The organism is Paenibacillus sp. P4_A9 (assembly GCF_056402415.1).
Window position 1 is genome coordinate 248,653 of record NZ_JBFUHL010000001.1, and the last position, 18,398, is coordinate 267,050.

An 18,398-nucleotide genomic window follows, 5' to 3' on the forward strand; every position below is an offset into this window, starting at 1 on the left:
CCTCTCATGACAGGTTATTCATAAATCGAGAAAATATCAGACCACGCATTAAGATGCGAAAGCCAAACTCATAAACATATTCTGGCTTAGCTGCTGATTTTATCTTCGTAAGTGCCGATTTCATTTCTGCTAGGTTTACATATTCTGAAATTATAGGATTCTGAATGCACTGCTCAACTTCTTGAATAAATGCATCCCACGATGGCGCCATTCGGTGAACACCATCCGCGCCTTGTACACCGCGGGTGAGTTGATTGAGCCTCACCTTATCAGGCAAATAATTCGCCGTTGCCCGTCTGATTAGTGAACGATCGACACCGTCTTGAACGTATTGGTCTTCGGGTACAGATAGACAAAAGCGAGCCACTCTCAAATCATTCGTTGGATCACGCTCCCACAATTTATAGCGTAATGATAACTTCGTCCCGATTGTCCCATTCAAGCTCCAACTATATAGTCGCTCGAATTGGTTCTTTCGGACATCATACGCGCTTTGGGCTGAGAAGTCTGTTCGATCAAAACCATGCTCTTGAATCTTACCCATCACATTCATCTTCTTGGCGAACTGCGGATTAATTAGTTTAGGAAATGGTTCTTCCACATAGGTCTCCATAAATTTCCTTAAAATTGGGAACGCCTTTTTGCTTACTGCCTTAAGAACCCGCTTCCTTCCAGTCCCCATATTCATACTGTAATGCTTAGCTTCATGAGAAAGTTGAATCCATTTCAACTTTCTCATCAGCACAGCCTGGTAGTCTAACGCCGGTCCCCAAGATACCGTCCAATTCCCTCGCTGTCCATTAAGTAGAACGCCAACGTCTTGCTGGTTGGCCTTCTCATAGATCCCCTTCAACCAAAAGGAATTCTCAAAAAACTTATAAGGCATCTCCATGTTAGTTAGCCAATCATCAATTTCCGATAAAGGACTAAGCCCTTTAAAATCTAAGTAGTGATCCGTAATGTTTCCAACATGTTCTACCGTTGATTGAATGAATGGCTTTTCATTCGCAAATCTTGCTTTGTTCCCCCAATACGTGAAGTCATCAACCGGCACGTAGCTATATGTATGCAATCGTTTATTTTCTTTTCTCAATAATGGCGCTGCGAAGCTGACCACGGATCCAGAATCAAGTCCGCCGCTTAGCTGTGAACCGACTTGGCGATGTGTACGTAATCTCGCTGATACAGCTTGCCCGAACACCTCACGAAACGCCTCTTCATATTCTTCATTTGATTTCAATTTCAGCGGTAGAACGTCCGAAACTATACAGTACCTGGAAAATGTTACTTTGCCATTGTCTACCGTTATCGAATGGGAAGGTGCCAATTGTTCGATCTGGTCGTACACCGTGGAGAAACAATCCATCGCATCCGTCGTCATAGGAATCGCAAGGAATTCCGCAATCCAATGTTCGTTAATTTTTTTCTCCACACCCGGTAAGGTAAACAAAGGTTCTATGATTGTACAGAAAGCAAATTGATGCTGATTTCGGTGAAAGTACAGTGTCCTGGTTCCTGAGAAATCTCTTGCACCAAACAAGCGTTGCTTACGCTCATCCCATATCATGAAGGCAAAATCTCCGACTAAATATCTAGGACTCTCTTCGCCCCACTTATAGTACGCCAGCAATATCAATTGACTGTCCGGCATCTTCGCTCTTCGTTCTTGCTCGATTTGTAATTTCTCAAACAATTCATCTCGGTTGTCAATGATCGCATCAGCTGTGATAGCTAGCTTTCTAGCCGTATCGTGATAAGGCAGCTTTTCTCCCACGGATTCAGGTGTAATCCATTGCGCATGACAGCCTAGAAATATGTTGGTCTGGTGCCAAGACTGAATCTGATCAGCGGGGTATTTCTCTAAATCGAACATCATTCGATACCCATGCGAGACGTCGATTGGCTCCTGATTGTAATGGTGTATTCCTGCTATCGCACTCATTATTTCCCCMGCAAATGTTATTTGGACAAGTTAGAGATGTTCTTTTTAAAGAACGACCGGTTGCACATATCCGCAAATCCCAACTTATTTATTCCCCAGAAACTTGTGTTACCGCATTCGTTTTTGTTCTTTATAGAGAACATTATCAGAATACCATCGAATATCTTACCTGTCAACTGTCCCTTTTATCTTTTTTATTTCACCTGAAAACATCAAATATGATAATGAATCCATTGCATATACCCCTTTAATGTTCTCTTATACGCTCTTAAAGTAAAATAATCCCACCATAGACGGACTTTTCATTCACTGGGTAGCTCTTTCGTATCTGCAAGGTGCGGAAAATAGGCATATACAATGGCTAATGCCCTAACGATCCTTCTCCTAGTTCTATGGGCAGCGGTGTCCTTCAGTAAAAGCGTGTAGTTTAAATCGTCTTGCAGAATATGAATCAACTGAATAATATCTAAAAAATATTTCAAAGAACCCAGATTATGCCTCCAGCCATGCAAACAAATCATATAAAACGTATGATAATCTGATAATTACTTGATGTAACGGTACGAACCAAAGGGTGCGGCCTGTTCCCAGACGGCGTTTGCTCTAGTTGTCCCCCTTGAGCTGGAAGTTCGATCCAGCCTCGTTTTTCATTACACGTGTAATAAGCTGAATAGTCAGACAGACGTCATCTCGCGTGACAAGGCTACGCCTGCCTTGTTTACGTTTCTTCGCTGCATCACCGTCTAAAGAGACGGGCTGCTGGCTTAAGACCATGGGTCGCGTATAAACTTTTCGGTTTTGTGGCGGTTTCATGATCGATTGTAATTCTCTAGGTGTAGGAACTACCTTTGCCACTTTTGTAGGAAGAGTCCGGCATCCAATTGTTCACCGAAACCTTGAACGGATAGAACGTTAGCGAAGAATTTCTCTCATCCGTGATTACCTTCGTCTTAAATGCCGCAACCGTAAATTTATAGGATGCAACTTTGGAGCTATCCAGAATTTTATCGCCACCTATGCACCTGTTTCCGAGTTGGGTACGATAAACGAATAGATAACATAACTAATATTCAGAATAAGGGTCACCATCTTCGGATCCTTCCTGATACCCGTATACTTTTTGCCATTCGTATTGGTCAGCACCGCATCAAAATGTGGTACTTGAAGAGGCCCATTATTCTTATTCAGCATTTTAAACTTAGCCACCAACCGCTTTGAATCCTTCACCCGTGCTTTCACTCATTCGTAGGTCGACCATCGCCGCGTCTACATTAGGCTGGACGAATTCACTTAACGGATCAAAATTAAATCGGCCTATTCCATTCATACGTCGGCAATTCATGAACCGTAGTGTGCTCGTAGCACTCCAAGTTGGATCGACAAGCGTCCATGTCTTGTACAGTTTTCAGAGCAGTGGCAGCAGTTTTCCCATACTCGATTTATCAAAATAAATCCTAGCGATAAGCATTGGCTAGATGATTCTTCACTTCGTTGAGGACAACACCGATCAGCTTCGCATTGGCTAACATAAGCTCTTCCTTAACTTTTTTAGCAACGTTACTCTTTAATTGGCCATACTCGATAATCAGAAGCACACCATCACATTTGGTCGCCATAATTTTGGCATCCGAAATCGTTAGCAAGGAAGGTGTGTCTACGATGATCACATCATATTCCGCGCTGAGCTCTGCCAACAGTGTATCCATGCACTGGGATGCTAACAGGCCCGATGGATTCTGAGTTAGCGGCCCTGCTGAAATAAAGGAGAGATGATCAACAATTGACTCTTTAATAATTTCATGCCGCGTAGCCTTTCCTTCGAGGTAATTTGTCAACCCGCATATATTCTCCATTTCAAAAACAAAGTGAATGGAGGGGTTGCGTAAATCCGCATCCAGCAGCAGCACTTTTTTGCCTATCTGCGCATATGCCACAGCGAGATGAACCGCTGTCGTCGTTTTCCCTTCGCCACGACTGGATGACGTAATGGTTATCGTCTTTGCATCGCGGCCAAATTCAGAACATTCAATATTAAATCGAAGCGAACGGTACGCTTCTAATGCCGGGGAGTTAGTGAGGATGCGCTTCATAACCGCTTGGCTAGTATTAGTAGATGGTCTTGGCATAGGCTAATTCCTCTTCCCTATTTTTCACATTTCTTTTTCGCTTCACGTAAAGCATCCTGCTCTTCATCTTCGGTATGTAAGCTAGTGGAGCTTGTTCGAAAATTTCACGAATATCGTCGTCCGTTTTCAATGTATCGTCTAAAGCATCAAGCAGCAGAATGATACCAATTGTAACTGCTAATGAACCAACAAAACTAAGAATAGTATATTTATTGGATATCTGATTAATCGGTGTAGGATTTTCCAGGGTCTTGGCTCGATTCAGGATTATAATGTTATCAACCTTCATAATATTGGGAATTTCTGACTTAATAACATCGGAGACAGCGTTAACAATTTGTACAGCTCGTTCGTGTGACAACTGCGTTACCACAACCGTCATAACTTGCGTTCCACTCAAATTAGTAACGTCGACGATTGAAATCAGTTGATCGGTGGTCACGTGTAAATCTGGGTATTGTTGAATGACTTTGTCCATAATCGCTGGGGTTTTAATAATTTCTTTATATGTATTTATAAGCGATATATTAACGCCAGTTACCATTAATTTAGTCGAAGCTTGATAGATTGGCACATAATTCGAGCGCGAGTAGTTAGCTGTGAGGATTGTACATACACTAACAATGAGTACAATAAGCCACCAACGCTTTTTTATGAGCAAGAAATATTCCTTCAAATTAATCTCCATAATTGCCCTCCTTGACTTGTCTGCAAATCGAACTCTTGATACTATTTGTATCTTCTTTTATGTTCTTACTTTAAGATACTTTTTGTATCATGTCAATACATTATTCTTTAATTTTAGTTCCAAAATGTATCCGGAAAATGGCTAAAATAGAAAGCCAAAAAAAGCAGATTCTTCATTTATGTGAGGAACATCCGCTTTTAGTGAATTTCCATTGTATTTGTCATACACTTATGAATCCGACTTCGCCTAGTGATGCTCGGTATCTTTCAAAAATGTATTGCTTAGCACTCTAACCTCATCCATATCTGGGATCCAATAGTATAAGTTCATTCCTACCAACGGGTCCATCTCAGTACCGCTATTCCCAGGGATTTGCCTATAATTAAAATCCTCTTCCGTGATTCCCTTAAATAACCAGGCCAAGCTAATCAAATCGCCATCTTTAAAGTTTGTATCCAAAACGTCCTTTTTTACTTTTATTATTAAATTAGCAATTTCTCCGATATGTTCAGGTTTTAGTATTTCTTTCGCCACGCTTCTGAGAATATTGGATTGCTCCTCCTGTCGACCAAAGTCGCCATTTGGGCGTGAATACCTTTCTCTAGCCAACCTCAATGCGAGTTTACCATTAATATGCTGTACTCCTTTTGCAAGAGTACCCCCATTATCATCATACAAGATAATATCGTTCCCTACCTCAACGTCTACACCACCGATGGTATCAATAAAATCTTCAAATCCCTTAAAATCAGTTTTCATATAATAATTAATCGGTATTTGCAAAAAATCACTCGCTGCCTGTAACGCAGCCTGTGTCCCTTCTTGATTACCTCCCTTGGATTCACCAAGAATATGGGCATGGTTAATTTTTGTTAAACCGACACCATTAATCATGACACGCGTATCTCTAGGGATAGATACAAGATTAACCTTTCTTTGTGATGGTATTACATGCATAACCATCATGACATCTGATCTCGATATCTCTTCCTCTCTGGCATCAACGCCGAGAATCAACACATTAAATGATTTCATACCTTTCGTTTCTGTAGATGTAACCTGAGTGTTCGTTTGTTCTTTAACTTGTTCTTGAATTTGTTCTTTAACTGCTTCTTTCTCTGGACTTATCTCCATTGGTTGTAAGGCTGTTTCCATGGAAACGGCCGGTCTACTCAAAACAGGTACTTCCATTTGTTTAAAATGATGATTAGGTTCATATTTCAAATATATGTAACCACCAGCAGTGACCAATCCTAGGAGGATGGAGCCTGCTGAGTACATTACCCAACGCTTCATCGTGACACATCCTTTAGATTATCATTTTAGATACAAAATGTATCATAATTTACACACTTCATGTATCAATGACAAGAAAATATGCCCTTTGCTTTGATACACTTTGTATCTAATTTATGATACAAAGTGTATTTTGTCAATAGGATGTACAAACATTCTACTCGCGTATTTTCGACATTTTTAAAATAAAAAAAAGGCCTCCTATGTTTAGAAGCCCTTCATCTTATCTTTCCTTATATCTTTCTCATCCCATCGACGCAACGCGCGATGATTCACTCGTACCTAGTCTAGAAACCAATAAAGCTTGCTGCAACAGCAAAGCAAGCAGCTTACGCATGGAGCCAATTCCAATTTTACCCATTATATTGGCAAGATGAATTTTCACTGTTTTCTCACTAATACAGCAATTTTCGGCAATTTCCTTGTTCGTGTACCCATATGTCGCTAATAACGAAAGAATTTCGGTTTCACGTTGGGTTAGTCCATAACTGGAATAAAATTGAAGTAAAACATCTGGATTATCTGAGATCATTGGCTTCATATGACAACTTCCTTTATATGTATGTGTCTTTCTCGACTGAGATCAAGAAAGGAATTTTCGATTTTCACAAGTGGATTCGTATCATCCGTTGGATTAATGTAGACGACTTCGCCCCAGCGACCATCGGTGAGAAGTACTTGTCTGCCTACTAAATTGCAAATGATATTTTGTAAAAAAACAGATACAATATGTGGATCTAATTCTCCGAAAAAGCCTTTCCGCATGCGACTAACAACCTCGTGAAAAGGCATCATATCGTGATAGGGACGTTTGGATGACATCGCATGGAACACATCCGCAACAGCGACGATTCTGCTCATTTTGTCCATTTGACTATCTTGCAGCTGCAAGGGATATCCAGTGCCATCTGCTCGTTCATGATGCTGCAGGGCAACCAGAGCTACACGATAGTTAATGCCCACAGTTTCACGCAGCATATTATATCCAAGAATGGTGTGCTTTTTAATTTCTTCGTACTCTGCTGTCGTTAATTTGTCAGGCTTCATCAGTATCTCTTGGGAAACCTTGATTTTACCCACGTCATGCATAGTAGCTGCTAAAGATAATAGAGCGACGTCTGTATCGGCTAATTCCATCCATTTACCAATGAGTGTTGATAGGATACCCACACCGATATTATGTTGATGGGTGTACTCGTTTTTGGCTTTGACAGCTTGAAACAATTGAAATAAATCAGGGTTCTCAGCAGCCTGTTGAACGATGGGAATTAATTCATGCTTGATCTCAAGCAACGGTATTTTCTTATGTGTCTGAATTCGTTCAAATAAATCTTTGGCATATTCTGTCGCTTTTTGAACAAGACGATTCGCATCTTGAGAGGGTTCTGTTTCAAGCTGGCGATCAGGCATGCTAGTCGTTACGATATCCATCGTATCAATGCGATGCTGCTTAAATAAATCCAAGTGCTCTTTATTGAGAACGGTATGAATGGGGACTAAGACTAGCCCATAGCTTGTTGTCACATCATATCTTAATCTTTTGCCCAGTAGGTCGCTCAAGAAATCCCGCTCCAATAATTTCAAAATCGTTCCATTTTCAATTATATACGACATATTACTTCATATACATGGGATATTTAACCTATATTTCGACATTGCGTCTAGGTTAAATTTACCAGTTAAACTTAGGATGCCATGACTAATAGGTCTAATGATCCTTTTACTTTTGTTAATTGCTATCCGTGACATCCGTCTATTCCTCTGCATATAGTAAGTATCGACTATCCGCTTTTACCTAAGGAGGACTTCACGAATGGCTTCGAACAAAAAACAAGAACTGCGCGACGTAGAGCTTGAAAATGAGATTTCACAAAGCGCGGCAACGGACTCGGACTACCCAACTGCCTATTATCCGCAAAATACGCCATACTCTTACGGCTATCCAGTACCACAATATTATGGATGGGTGCCTGCCTATGATCCACGCGGCTTGGGTGGTCTTGGTGGTTTCGGTATGCCTGGCTTCCCAGGAACTGGCGGCATGATGCCTGGCTTCCCAGGAACTGGCGGCTTCCCAGGTATGCCTGGTGGACCGGGCGGCTTCCCAGGTATGCCAGGTGGACCAGGCGGATTCCCAGGTATGCCAGGTGGACCAGGCGGTTTCCCAGGTGGACCAGGTGGCTTCCCAGGAATGCCAGGACCAGGTGGTCCAGGGCAAGGTCCTGGCGGATATCAACCGCCAACTTCTGCGCCACCATCTCACACACCGCAAAAGCCGCTTAAAGCGCCAGGTGTATACGCCGTAGATCCTGGGGGCATCTCTCGCTGCTTGTTCAGATTCACGTATATATGGCAAAGTAACGGACAACAATACTGGTATTTTCCAGTGTTCGTTGGACGGACATCGGTTTCTGGATTCCGTTGGACCGGATTCTCATGGATGTTCTTTGGCATCGATTTGCGCTTTATCGACTCGTTTACTTGTTAATTCCTCATACCAAAAAGCTTACAACCCCACGTCAAAGTGGAGTTGTAAGCTTTTTTGCGCTTTTAGACTTCAATTCTCTTGCCAAGCAAACCGATACCCGATACCCGGCTCTGTCAAAATATACTGAGGCCTCGTCGGATCTATCTCTATCTTCTTCCTCAAATGTCCAACATACACCCGAAGGTACTGGCTGTCAGATTCATACTGCTGGCCGCCCCACACTTGTTTGAGCAGCTGTTTATGTGTCATGACACGTCCTGCATTAACACCGAGCACTTTGAGTAAATCATACTCAGTTGGCGTTAGCTTCACCTTCTCACCCTGGAGCTCTACACTGCGTTTCGCTAAATCAATGACAAGCTGCCCGAGCTTCAGCACAGGCTCATCAGGTGCTTTGGCGATATGCCGAAGGGCAACGCGCATACGGGCCATGAATTCACCCATGCCAAATGGCTTCGTCACGTAGTCGTCTGCACCGCGATCTAAGGCGGCGACTTTTTCAGCCTCTTGATCCTGTGCAGTTAAGATGATGATCGGAACATGCGACCATTCACGAATACCATCAAGTACCTCCATGCCGGTCATATCGGGCAGCCCCAAATCTAGTACGATCAGATCTGGCCGGACCATCGTGGCCTGAAGCAGGCCTTCTTCTCCTGTTGCTGCTTCAGCCGTCTCAAAGCCATGTGCGGTTAAGGTAACCCGCAGTAATTTGCGTATTTGTGCTTCATCATCAATGACTAAAATCTTCGCCCCTGTGGTTGTCATGGTTCTCTCCGTCCCTCTTAGCGAATTCTATAGGCAAGCTTATTTGAATAGCACTGCCTTGCTTGCCGTCTCGCCTCGCATTTGCGGTAATCGAACCGCCGTGCGCTTCCACGATGCTTTTACAAATAGCGAGTCCGAGTCCAGTGCCTGGGATATGCTTCGTACGATTTCCGCGATAGAATTTCTCGAATACTCGCTCCCGATCGGCAGGAATAATGCCCTCCCCTTCATCCGTAATAGTCAGCCTAAGCATTCCGCCCATCGCCTCCCCATGGATAAGGATTGTGCTTCCTTCAGGCGAATACTTGATGGCATTACTGATTACATTTATCAACACTTGTTCAATGAGAACTTCATCCAGCGGTACGGATGGAAGATCCTGATCCAGATCGATGCTCACTACTCGATTCTGCAGAGAATCCTTCAGCTGCGTTAAGGCAACACCCACAACATCCTCGATCCCACACCATTGCTTATTTAAGCGTAACATGCCGCTTTCAATCCGAACCATGCCGAGCAAATTCCCAACGAGTCTATTCATCCGTGTGGAACCCTCACGAATCGTCATCAGCAGCTCTCGTCGATCTTCATGACTAAAGACGTTCTCCCCTTCCAGAAGTCCGGTTACTGAACCAATGATGGTTGCCAAGGGTGTTCGCAATTCGTGGGAAAGCGAGTCCAGCAGCGCGGTCCGCAGCTTCTCCGACTCCGCGGTCAATTGCGCCAGCTTCGCTTCGTTCGCGAGCTTCACACGAGATATCGCAACGGCCACAAGATCCGAGAGCGCTTCGATGATCCGAATAAGCTCAGGCATATCGGACATTAATCTATCGCTAACTTGTACAGCGAGCACACCATGTACCTGCTGGTCTGTAGCTAAGGGGACATGCAGGTCCGATGCTCCACGCAATGTTCTTGTCCCTCGCCCCGCAATTGTATTGTTACTATTCACCCATCCGGCGATAGTTAGGTGGGCTTCCTCGCCGGCCCACTCCCCACCATCCTTCGAATACGCTTCTACCTGCTGTTCACCCTCCTTGTTTGGTAAAATGATAGCTACCTTAGCATCAAGCGTATCAGAAATGTGCTGAACAATCTGTTCCAGCAATACATCGAGGTCAGAAATCGCTGTAATCTTGCGACTCAGCGCATATAGAGCAGCAGTATTCGCTTCTTTCTGCTGCGCTTGATGGAACTGACTCCGAAGCTTAGAAGCAAGGTTTGATGTAAGGCCAGCCACACACAAAAACACAATAAAGGTTAGGACATAACGCAAATCAGCAACCGTAAGACTGAGCTGAGGAGGAACAAAGAAGAAATCAAAAGCCAAAACACCTAATCCCGCGGCAAAAAAAGAAGGCCCCCTCCCCCATCGAACAGCACTATACAGGACAGGAAATAAGTAGAGCAGCGAGATATTGACTAGATCAAAGAAAAAGTCAAAACCTTTTAGGAAAAGCGTCAACAGGACGATAAAAAGAGCAGCCACACCATACGATTTCCAATTTTTTTGAGTTTCCATAGGCTTATTTTACCCTATTTCTCGAAGTTTGCCACGAGTCATAATCGGCTACAATGAGCACATCCATTGTGTTTGCATACGGCAAAAGCTTCTTGACGATAGCGTCTTTCCAAACGATCATTTGCGTGGCTCCTGCTTCACTTGCTTTAGCTGCAAAAACGCGTGGGATTTGCTTACGATTCACTGCCTCTTGATAGGAAAATTCGCCTCCCAAGCGAATAGTCAGCTTCTCTAGCGCCTCTAGCTTTGGCTTCCACTCGTCATCCGTATGCCTAGCCGCAATAAAGCTTACATGCCAAGCTGCTTTAAGGCGGTGCGCAATGCGAAACCCTCGCCGGATTAAGCGATCGGCATGCGAGATTTCCGTGACGCACACGTAAATGACTTCTTTGCGTCGCCACGGACCACGCAGTGAACTTTTGCGCTCCATAGATTCCAATCGTTCATCGACGTCATCCGCAATTTCACGCAGTGCTAGTTCTCGTAAAGCAATTAAATTCCCTGTTTTAAAAAAATTATTCAACGCCTGTTCTACTTTGACCATCGCATAAATCTTGCCGTCTCTCATACGATGCTGTAAGGCTTGAGGTGAAACGTCAATTAACTGAACTTCATCTGCTGTACGAAGAATACTATCTGGAACGGTTTCACGAACCCGGATACCTGTGATATGTTCCACGGCATCATTTAAACTCTCCAAGTGTTGGACGTTAACCGTTGCGATCACGGATATACCCGCTTCCAAAATATCCAGGACATCTTCGTACCGTTTTTTATTTTTACTTGTAGGTACATTCGAATGCGCCAATTCATCAACCAACACCACTTCGGGTCGCAGACGAATAATCTCTTCTGTATCCATCTCTTTCAACTTAATACCTTGATATTGGATGTCTGCCCGCGGCAAGATATTGAGTTCGCCAATCTGCTGGGTCGTCTCTTTTCTTCCATGCGTTTCGAGCAGACCAATTTTCACGTCGATCCCCTTTTTGAGGAGATCATTGCCTTCCCGCAGCATCGTGTACGTTTTACCGACACCAGGCGCAGCTCCAATGTAAACCTTGAATCTACCGCGTCTGATTTTTTCGATTTTCGCCTCCACTTCTAGCTTGCTCAGACGTTTATATTTATAAGGCTCCTTAGGTATATGCATATGGGCAGGCAGAATGCGCTCCCCCTCATGAGAGGCGCGATCGGCTACCAGGAATACATCGACGTTTTTTGCTCGTTTTAATAGACCATTGATGACAGAGCCTTGGAAAAATGTTTGCCATCTGGTTTGTTTGGAATGACCTAATACAATACGTGTGACATGATGTGCGTTGGCATAGTCCACTAATATTTGCGGGATACAGCGGCGATAGGAAAGTGGCAGCTCTTCAAATTTACCGCCTACTTTCTCCACTAGCTTCATAATTGACCTACGAAAAGCAGCCGCTTCTTTGGTGAGTGTTTTGCCCATCGCCCGCAGCGTTACCACATGAAGATCACCATTCAACCGCTTCGCGATCTGTTGTCCACGGCGCACATAAATGGAACCATTCCAGTGGTATTGGGTCGTAACCAGTATGCGCTCCGTCGCCCCCGATGGACCCTGAAAACCCATTCGTTCGCGATGTGCTTCGAGCGAATCGTTAACATCTTCTGCAACGAGGCGGAGAGCTAGCTCTCTCAGCACACCTAAATTGCCTCTTTTAAATAAGGCTGTATCCTTATTCCCCTTTAAATGACCCTCTTCCAGTCGATTTAAGATCGTTTCCGGCGTCGCGTCAATTAATCGAACTTCATCAGCTAATTCTAACGTATCAGAGGGAACGCAGTACCCCACCTCAATACCCGTGAGTTTATGGGCAACCTCCATCGCCCCTTCTAGTTCATAGACATTCACCGTGGTTATAACGCTAATATCGTGTGAGAGCAAATATTTAATATCATCCAGTCTTGTTGGAAAAAGTGCGTCCGTTCGATTAAGGTGGGCTAGCCCGTCTACGAGGACAACCTCCGGATTTCTTTCGAGCAAAGCATCCAAGTTCAGATCCTTTTGTTCCACGCCGTCATTCATCCAATGAATACTCGGTACCCTTTCCAGATCCCCCAATTGTTCCACGGTTTCCGGTCTTTGAAGCGTTGATACCGCACAAATGACCACATCGATCCCTTGCTGCTTAAGGTTGTGTCCTTCCCGTAGCATATGATACGTTTTACCGGATCCGCTGACGGCACCGATATAAATTTTCAAACTGCCGCGGTGCAACTTAGAGATGGATAACAGAATTTCTTCTGGTGTTTTTCTTTTAAAATGTTCCAATTCTATCCTGCCCCCTAAAATGGATAGAAACCACTCTCCCAATGCGGAGAGTGGTTGCCTGCTATTTCAATTTCACTTGCTTTAGCAGTTCCATATTCAATTCAGTCACATTGACCCTAGGCTCACCGAAAATCCCGAGCTGCCGCGTTTTGGACAGCTGGTCAACGAGGTCATTGAGTTTGCCCTCGGAAATACCTGTTTCTTTACTAATTCTTGGAACTTGAGCTTTCGCTCCTTCTGGAGACAAATCTGGATCGAATCCTGAGCCAGATACTGTTACCAAGTCAGCCGGAATATCCGTTAATCCCGGATTCTCGCTCTTTAAAGCATCAATTTTCTCTGACATTGCCGCTGCATAATCGCTGGAAGCTACGACTGTATTGGAGCCTGATGATGCTGTAGGATCATATCTGGCTGCAGAAGCCCTTGGATGGAAAAGCTTTGGTGACTCAAAGCTTTGAGCCAGTGATTCCGATCCAATAACCGTACCGCTTGATTCTATGAGACTGCCATTTGCTTGTTTGGGAAATAAAACTTGAGCCACACCTGTCGTAGCAAGTGGATAAATGAGTCCACAGACGATCATGAACAATAACGACACACGCACAGCAGTAATAACCGATTTCATAACGCTATCTCCTCGTTTCTCTTTTACACGATGTTTAATCCGTGAAGCACCATATCAATGATTTTAATCCCGATGAATGGCACAACGACACCGCCGAGACCGTATATCAAAATATTACGTGATAACAATTTATCAGCCGACATCGCCCTGTACTTAACACCCTTCATCGCAATAGGAATCAATAGCGGGATGATGATGGCATTGAAAATGAGCGCTGATAAAATAGCCGATTCTGGTGACGCCAGATTCATAATATTCAAGGCCTGCAGCTGCGGCATGGCTAGAATAAACATCGCAGGAATGATGGCGAAGTATTTGGCAATGTCGTTGGCGATCGAAAACGTCGTCAAAGCTCCGCGAGTGATTAACAATTGTTTACCAATGGAAATTACAGAAAGCAGCTTGGTCGGATCGGAATCTAGATCGATCATGTTGGCAGCTTCTTTCGCAGCCATCGTTCCTGAATTCATCGCAAGTCCTACGTCAGCTTGAGCAAGCGCAGGAGCATCATTTGTTCCGTCGCCTGTCATGGCAACGAGTTTGCCTTCTTGCTGCTCTTTCTTGATCGCAGCAATTTTATCTTCTGGTTTCGCCTCTGCAATAAACTCATCAACGCCAGCCTCAAGTGCAATCGTTGCCGCTGTCAGTGGGTTATCCCCTGTACACATCACGGTTTTGATGCCCATTGCGCGTAGTTCCGCAAAACGTTCCTTCAAGCCCGGTTTTACCGTGTCCTTGAGGTAAATAACGCCATAGATCCGCTCGTTAATCGCAACGGCCAAAGGAGTGCCTCCGGCTTTCGCGATTCTGTTCGTTATCGTTTCTAAGTCAGCAGGGATTTTGCCGCCAAGCGCAGCTACATATTTTTTGATCGCATCTACCGCACCTTTACGGATTTTCACGCCGCCTGCTAAATCAAGCCCAGACATACGTGTCTCAGCAGAAAACTCAACTACTTCTGCACCTGCGTAGCTATCTGCTTGCCAAGACTCGCCAAGCTTATTCGCAAGCTCCACGATAGATCGTCCTTCAGGTGTCTCATCTTTCACAGAGGCTTGTAGCGCTGTAAAGGTAATATCTTTGGCAGCTACGCCGTTCACAGGTACAAACTCCGAAGCCATCCGATTACCGAACGTAATCGTCCCTGTTTTATCCAGTATCATGGTGTCGATATCGCCAGCAGCTTCAACTGCTTTACCTGACATCGCTAGGACGTTAAACTGGGTCACACGGTCCATACCTGCGATACCAATCGCGGACAAGAGACCGCCAATTGTCGTCGGAATTAGACAGACAAGTAATGCAATCAACGTGGAAATTTCTAATTTCACGTTTAAATACGATGCCATCGGAACCATGGTCACAATGACGATTAAGAAGATCAGTGTCAATACTGCAAGCAGCGTTGTTAACGCAATTTCGTTCGGTGTTTTCTGCCGTTTGGCACCTTCAACGAGTGCGATCATGCGATCCAAGAACGATTCGCCAGGATCGGTGGTCACTTTGACAACGATATAGTCAGAAGCAACTCGGGTACCGCCTGTCACAGAGGAGAAGTCTCCGCCAGCTTCTTTAATCACGGGAGCGGATTCGCCTGTAATGGCGGATTCATCAATCGAAGCTAATCCTTCAATGATTTCCCCGTCTGAGGGAATAATCTCACCGATTTCAATCCGAACGACATCTCCCTTACGGAGCGAGGTCGAAGACACTTGCTTATAAGTGCCATCCTTTTGAACCAGACGAGCCATCGTATCGGATTTCGTCTTCCGCAGGGAATCGGCCTGAGCCTTACCACGGCCTTCCGCCAACGCTTCAGCGAAGTTAGCGAATAACAAGGTGAACAATAAGATCAAGAACACCGCAATGTTATAACCCCGCCCTACTTCTGAACTACCAAATAGCTCGGGTGCAAATGAAAGCAGAAGTGTAATCACCGTGCCGATTTCAACCACAAACATGACTGGATTCTTGATCATCATCCAAGGATTTAATTTTTTGAACGAATCGATGATTGCTTGCTGTACCATGTCTTTTGTTAATGTTTTTTTACGTTCCGCAGCCATGTAAATCCTTCCTCTCTATTACTTCTATCCTTAACGCGCCGCCAAGTGTTCAGCAATCGGCCCCAATGCCAGCGCCGGGAAGAACGTTAGAGCACCAATGACTAGAATAATCATGATCATAATCCCCATAAATAAGGGTGTATTTGTCCGCAATGTACCAGTCGTAACTGGAACGACACGCTTCGTTGCAAGTGAACCCGCAATGGCCAGCATTGCGATGATCGAAATGTAACGGCCAAACAGCATAACCATACCAATGCCCAAGTTGTAGAAGTTCGTGTTCGCGGTCAGGCCACCAAAGGCCGATCCATTATTGGCTGCACCCGATGTGAAGGCGTAGAGCACTTCAGAGAGACCATGCGTGCCCTGGTTAGCTATGGAATGAATAGATTCAGGACGAATCAGCGCCCAAGCTGTCGGTGCGAGAATGATAAGCGGATGGATCAGAATAGCGATGGCTGCTAACTTAATCTCTTTACCTTCAATCTTTTTACCTAGTAACTCTGGCGTACGTCCCACCATTAACCCGCAGATAAAAACGGATAAGATCAAGTAAAGCAAGCCGTTTAACAAACCTACCCCTTTACCCCCGAACACATTGTTCAACATCATTTCTGCAAAAGGTACAATGCTTCCGAGCGGTGTAAGTGACTCATGCATATTGTTCACACTGCCTGTTGTTGCAGCCGTGGTTACGGCTGTAAATAAGGCTGATTCGGACGGTCCGAATCGAACCTCTTTACCTTCCATATTGCTATGAACACCCATCGCATCAATTGCTGTAATCCCTTTATACTCGGAATAGAATACCGTAGCGACCATGACTAAGAAAATAATCCCCATAGCAGCAAAGATCGTCCAGCCTTGTTTCTTGTTCTTGATCATGAGTCCGAATGCGTACACCAGTGATGTAGGCAGGAGCATCATACAAATAATGTGGATCAAGTTCGACACAGGCGTTGGATTTTCAAAAGGATGCGCAGCGTTCGTACCGAACCAACCACCACCATTGGTACCAATATGTTTAATCGATTCTAGAGATGCAACTAAACCACGGGTAATCGTCTGCTGTGCGCCTTCAATCGTTGTAGCTTGTACGGCACCCAGCAAAGTTTGTGGAATTCCTTGAAAAACTAAGACTAAAGCAACAATAAAGCTGAGCGGAAGGAATACGCGTGTAATCGCTCTAGTGATATCCACATAAAAATTCCCCAGATTGTCTTGGCGCCCAACAAGACCGCGTGTAAAAGCGACGGCTATAGCAAAACCGGTTGCCGCAGATGTAAACATCGGAAACGTAATGCCCACCATTTGAGAGAAATACGACAATGTATTTTCACCGCTATAAGCTTGCCAGTTCGTATTTGTAATGAAGGAAACTGCCGTATTGAAAGCGAGTGTCGGAGGCATATTACCTATACCATCAGGGTTAAGCGGCAGATATTTTTGAAGACGAAATACGGCATAAATGAGCAGCATCATAACAAAGTTGACTAATAGTACAGCTCCTAAATACTTTTTCCAACCCATGGATTCGTCTTCTTTAACGCCCATAATCCGATAAGATACACGCTCGAAAGGACCAAAAACACGATCAAGGCCACTCTTTTCATAGCCAAATACTTTTACCAAGTAACTTCCCACAGGCTTCACCAAAAGCATGATAATACCCAGTGTGATAACTACTTGTAACAATCCCATACCCATAGTAGGTTCTCCCCCTGCTTACATAAGCTCATATTCTACAATTAAAATTTCTCTGGTTTCACTAGTACAAAACCGAGATAAACCATGATGGCACAAGCAATGAGTCCAATAATAATCATAAGATTGCCTCCTCTACGCCTTTTCGCAATATTTTGCAAATCCCCAAAATCCTAGAAAGGTCACTGCAAATAATAAAATCATCGTTACATCGTTGTACATGACACACCTCCTTCAAATCAGACAGAACCTATGTTTTTATTTGTTTTCAGGGATGAAAGTAGAAACTTAACATCACCATTTGTAGAATAAATGACATAGTCTGCGCCAAGCCCTTTATAAATCAATCTAGGATTTACGCTTTGCGTAATCACATAAATGGGTCTAGATGTCCAACTTCGGCATATCTGGATATACCGACAGCATAACGGCAAACTTTCCTCAAACAGTATGACGTTTCCAATCGGATAGTCGGGAATGATCAACGCCCCCGGATCCGTCGTATCCACTTGAATAATTTGGTTCACTCCTTGCCTCTCTAGCTTATTTCTTTCCATCTTGTTGTTAGTTAATGAGACAATAGGCAGACCAACCAACCTAGCCTGTTTCATAAAGTCTTCACCTGCCTTGGTCGGCGCAGCTATCAGCAAAAAATCACTTTGCATGACGATCACCGCCCCCTTTCCTGACATATTGTAACGCCGATCTGTATAAAAAAGGGGTAAAGAATCTATAGCATCCGTATAAAAAAAGTATAAAAATTCGGTGCCGCTGAAGCTGAAAACAAAGCTGAAAAGCACCTCCCCCACTCATAAGTCAAGTGGACGGAGGTGCTCTTTCATTTGACATCAAGCGTCAACCC

At 44.2% G+C, this 18,398-nt stretch carries 18 protein-coding genes; 1 reads left to right on the forward strand and 17 read right to left on the reverse strand.

Annotated features, from left to right (window positions below):
* Nucleotides 1–4 precede the first annotated feature (4 nt).
* From AC1DVJ_RS01160 to AC1DVJ_RS01200, 9 genes are all read right to left on the reverse strand, one after another.
* On the reverse strand, nucleotides 5–1,942 hold the full coding sequence (locus tag AC1DVJ_RS01160; RefSeq protein ID WP_477587708.1) for an asparagine synthase-related protein: 1,938 nt from the start codon (nucleotides 1,940–1,942) through the stop codon (nucleotides 5–7).
* 603 nt (nucleotides 1,943–2,545) lie between these two features.
* Nucleotides 2,546–2,716 (reverse strand): hypothetical protein, encoded by a 171-nt coding sequence (locus AC1DVJ_RS01165; protein ID WP_477587710.1) that lies wholly within the window; start codon nucleotides 2,714–2,716, stop codon nucleotides 2,546–2,548.
* A 240-nt stretch (nucleotides 2,717–2,956) separates the two neighbouring features.
* Nucleotides 2,957–3,133: a hypothetical protein gene (locus tag AC1DVJ_RS01170; RefSeq protein ID WP_477587711.1), complete on the reverse strand. Its 177-nt coding sequence runs from the start codon at nucleotides 3,131–3,133 to the stop codon at nucleotides 2,957–2,959.
* A gap of 7 nt (nucleotides 3,134–3,140) precedes the next feature.
* Nucleotides 3,141–3,284, reverse strand: coding sequence for a hypothetical protein (locus AC1DVJ_RS01175; protein ID WP_477587713.1), 144 nt, complete (start codon nucleotides 3,282–3,284; stop codon nucleotides 3,141–3,143).
* A 112-nt stretch (nucleotides 3,285–3,396) separates the two neighbouring features.
* Nucleotides 3,397–4,068 carry a CpsD/CapB family tyrosine-protein kinase gene (locus AC1DVJ_RS01180; protein ID WP_477587714.1) on the reverse strand — a complete coding sequence of 224 codons (672 nt, stop codon included), beginning with the start codon at nucleotides 4,066–4,068 and terminating at the stop codon, nucleotides 3,397–3,399.
* Nucleotides 4,049–4,756 carry a YveK family protein gene (locus AC1DVJ_RS01185; RefSeq protein WP_477587716.1) on the reverse strand — a complete coding sequence of 236 codons (708 nt, stop codon included), beginning with the start codon at nucleotides 4,754–4,756 and terminating at the stop codon, nucleotides 4,049–4,051. The genes AC1DVJ_RS01180 and AC1DVJ_RS01185 overlap by 20 nt, the downstream gene beginning before the upstream one ends.
* Before the next feature lie 246 nt (nucleotides 4,757–5,002).
* Nucleotides 5,003–6,052, reverse strand: a complete 1,050-nt coding sequence (locus AC1DVJ_RS01190) for an LCP family protein (RefSeq protein WP_477587717.1) — start codon at nucleotides 6,050–6,052, stop codon at nucleotides 5,003–5,005.
* A gap of 244 nt (nucleotides 6,053–6,296) precedes the next feature.
* Complete coding sequence (locus AC1DVJ_RS01195) at nucleotides 6,297–6,593, reverse strand: helix-turn-helix domain-containing protein (RefSeq protein ID WP_477587719.1); 297 nt, start codon at nucleotides 6,591–6,593, stop codon at nucleotides 6,297–6,299.
* Nucleotides 6,590–7,612, reverse strand: a complete 1,023-nt coding sequence (locus tag AC1DVJ_RS01200; RefSeq protein WP_477587721.1) for an HD-GYP domain-containing protein — start codon at nucleotides 7,610–7,612, stop codon at nucleotides 6,590–6,592. Before AC1DVJ_RS01200 ends, AC1DVJ_RS01195 begins: the two co-directional genes overlap by 4 nt.
* A 253-nt stretch (nucleotides 7,613–7,865) precedes the next feature.
* Here AC1DVJ_RS01200 and AC1DVJ_RS01205 point away from each other — a divergent pair, with 253 nt between their 5' ends.
* Nucleotides 7,866–8,540 (forward strand): hypothetical protein, encoded by a 675-nt coding sequence (locus AC1DVJ_RS01205; RefSeq protein WP_477587722.1) that lies wholly within the window; start codon nucleotides 7,866–7,868, stop codon nucleotides 8,538–8,540.
* 69 nt (nucleotides 8,541–8,609) lie between these two features.
* Here the strand turns inward: AC1DVJ_RS01205 and AC1DVJ_RS01210 are convergent, their stop codons facing one another.
* From AC1DVJ_RS01210 to AC1DVJ_RS01245, 8 genes are all read right to left on the reverse strand, one after another.
* Entirely contained in the window at nucleotides 8,610–9,308 is a 699-nt protein-coding gene (locus tag AC1DVJ_RS01210; RefSeq protein WP_477587724.1) for a response regulator, read from the reverse strand.
* Entirely contained in the window at nucleotides 9,274–10,830 is a 1,557-nt protein-coding gene (locus tag AC1DVJ_RS01215) for a DUF4118 domain-containing protein (RefSeq protein WP_477587725.1), read from the reverse strand. The genes AC1DVJ_RS01210 and AC1DVJ_RS01215 overlap by 35 nt, the downstream gene beginning before the upstream one ends.
* A gap of 4 nt (nucleotides 10,831–10,834) precedes the next feature.
* A complete protein-coding gene (locus tag AC1DVJ_RS01220) occupies nucleotides 10,835–13,138 on the reverse strand; it encodes a histidine kinase (protein ID WP_477587727.1) in 2,304 nt (767 codons plus the stop codon).
* Between the two features lie 61 nt (nucleotides 13,139–13,199).
* Complete coding sequence (gene kdpC / locus AC1DVJ_RS01225; RefSeq protein WP_477587729.1) at nucleotides 13,200–13,766, reverse strand: potassium-transporting ATPase subunit KdpC; 567 nt, start codon at nucleotides 13,764–13,766, stop codon at nucleotides 13,200–13,202.
* Between the two features lie 23 nt (nucleotides 13,767–13,789).
* The gene (gene kdpB / locus AC1DVJ_RS01230) at nucleotides 13,790–15,832 is read right to left on the reverse strand and encodes a potassium-transporting ATPase subunit KdpB (RefSeq protein WP_477587730.1); all 2,043 of its coding nucleotides are present in this window, start codon (nucleotides 15,830–15,832) and stop codon (nucleotides 13,790–13,792) included.
* A 30-nt stretch (nucleotides 15,833–15,862) separates the two neighbouring features.
* The gene (kdpA, locus tag AC1DVJ_RS01235) at nucleotides 15,863–17,533 is read right to left on the reverse strand and encodes a potassium-transporting ATPase subunit KdpA (protein ID WP_477588049.1); all 1,671 of its coding nucleotides are present in this window, start codon (nucleotides 17,531–17,533) and stop codon (nucleotides 15,863–15,865) included.
* Between the two features lie 47 nt (nucleotides 17,534–17,580).
* Nucleotides 17,581–17,658, reverse strand: a complete 78-nt coding sequence (locus AC1DVJ_RS01240) for a potassium-transporting ATPase subunit F (RefSeq protein ID WP_477588051.1) — start codon at nucleotides 17,656–17,658, stop codon at nucleotides 17,581–17,583.
* A gap of 117 nt (nucleotides 17,659–17,775) precedes the next feature.
* Nucleotides 17,776–18,201 carry a hypothetical protein gene (locus AC1DVJ_RS01245; RefSeq protein ID WP_477587732.1) on the reverse strand — a complete coding sequence of 142 codons (426 nt, stop codon included), beginning with the start codon at nucleotides 18,199–18,201 and terminating at the stop codon, nucleotides 17,776–17,778.
* Nucleotides 18,202–18,398 lie beyond the last annotated feature (197 nt).

Excerpts from the sequence above, each read along its gene's own strand:
- AC1DVJ_RS01210 (WP_477587724.1), bottom strand. The coding sequence starts at position 9,308 with ATGACAACCACAGGGGCGAAGATTTTAGTCATTGATGATGAAGCACAA.
- AC1DVJ_RS01185 (WP_477587716.1), bottom strand. The coding sequence starts at position 4,756 with ATGGAGATTAATTTGAAGGAATATTTCTTGCTCATAAAAAAGCGTTGG.
- AC1DVJ_RS01160 (WP_477587708.1), bottom strand. The coding sequence starts at position 1,942 with ATGAGTGCGATAGCAGGAATACACCATTACAATCAGGAGCCAATCGAC.
- AC1DVJ_RS01195 (WP_477587719.1), bottom strand. The coding sequence starts at position 6,593 with ATGAAGCCAATGATCTCAGATAATCCAGATGTTTTACTTCAATTTTAT.
- AC1DVJ_RS01190 (WP_477587717.1), bottom strand. The coding sequence starts at position 6,052 with ATGAAGCGTTGGGTAATGTACTCAGCAGGCTCCATCCTCCTAGGATTG.
- kdpA (WP_477588049.1), bottom strand. The coding sequence starts at position 17,533 with ATGGGATTGTTACAAGTAGTTATCACACTGGGTATTATCATGCTTTTG.
- AC1DVJ_RS01175 (WP_477587713.1), bottom strand. The coding sequence starts at position 3,284 with ATGAATTGCCGACGTATGAATGGAATAGGCCGATTTAATTTTGATCCG.
- AC1DVJ_RS01215 (WP_477587725.1), bottom strand. The coding sequence starts at position 10,830 with ATGGAAACTCAAAAAAATTGGAAATCGTATGGTGTGGCTGCTCTTTTT.
- AC1DVJ_RS01165 (WP_477587710.1), bottom strand. The coding sequence starts at position 2,716 with ATGGTCTTAAGCCAGCAGCCCGTCTCTTTAGACGGTGATGCAGCGAAG.
- AC1DVJ_RS01180 (WP_477587714.1), bottom strand. The coding sequence starts at position 4,068 with ATGCCAAGACCATCTACTAATACTAGCCAAGCGGTTATGAAGCGCATC.
- AC1DVJ_RS01205 (WP_477587722.1), top strand. The coding sequence starts at position 7,866 with ATGGCTTCGAACAAAAAACAAGAACTGCGCGACGTAGAGCTTGAAAAT.
- kdpC (WP_477587729.1), bottom strand. The coding sequence starts at position 13,766 with ATGAAATCGGTTATTACTGCTGTGCGTGTGTCGTTATTGTTCATGATC.
- AC1DVJ_RS01245 (WP_477587732.1), bottom strand. The coding sequence starts at position 18,201 with ATGCAAAGTGATTTTTTGCTGATAGCTGCGCCGACCAAGGCAGGTGAA.
- AC1DVJ_RS01170 (WP_477587711.1), bottom strand. The coding sequence starts at position 3,133 with ATGCTGAATAAGAATAATGGGCCTCTTCAAGTACCACATTTTGATGCG.
- kdpB (WP_477587730.1), bottom strand. The coding sequence starts at position 15,832 with ATGGCTGCGGAACGTAAAAAAACATTAACAAAAGACATGGTACAGCAA.
- AC1DVJ_RS01240 (WP_477588051.1), bottom strand. The coding sequence starts at position 17,658 with ATGATTATTATTGGACTCATTGCTTGTGCCATCATGGTTTATCTCGGT.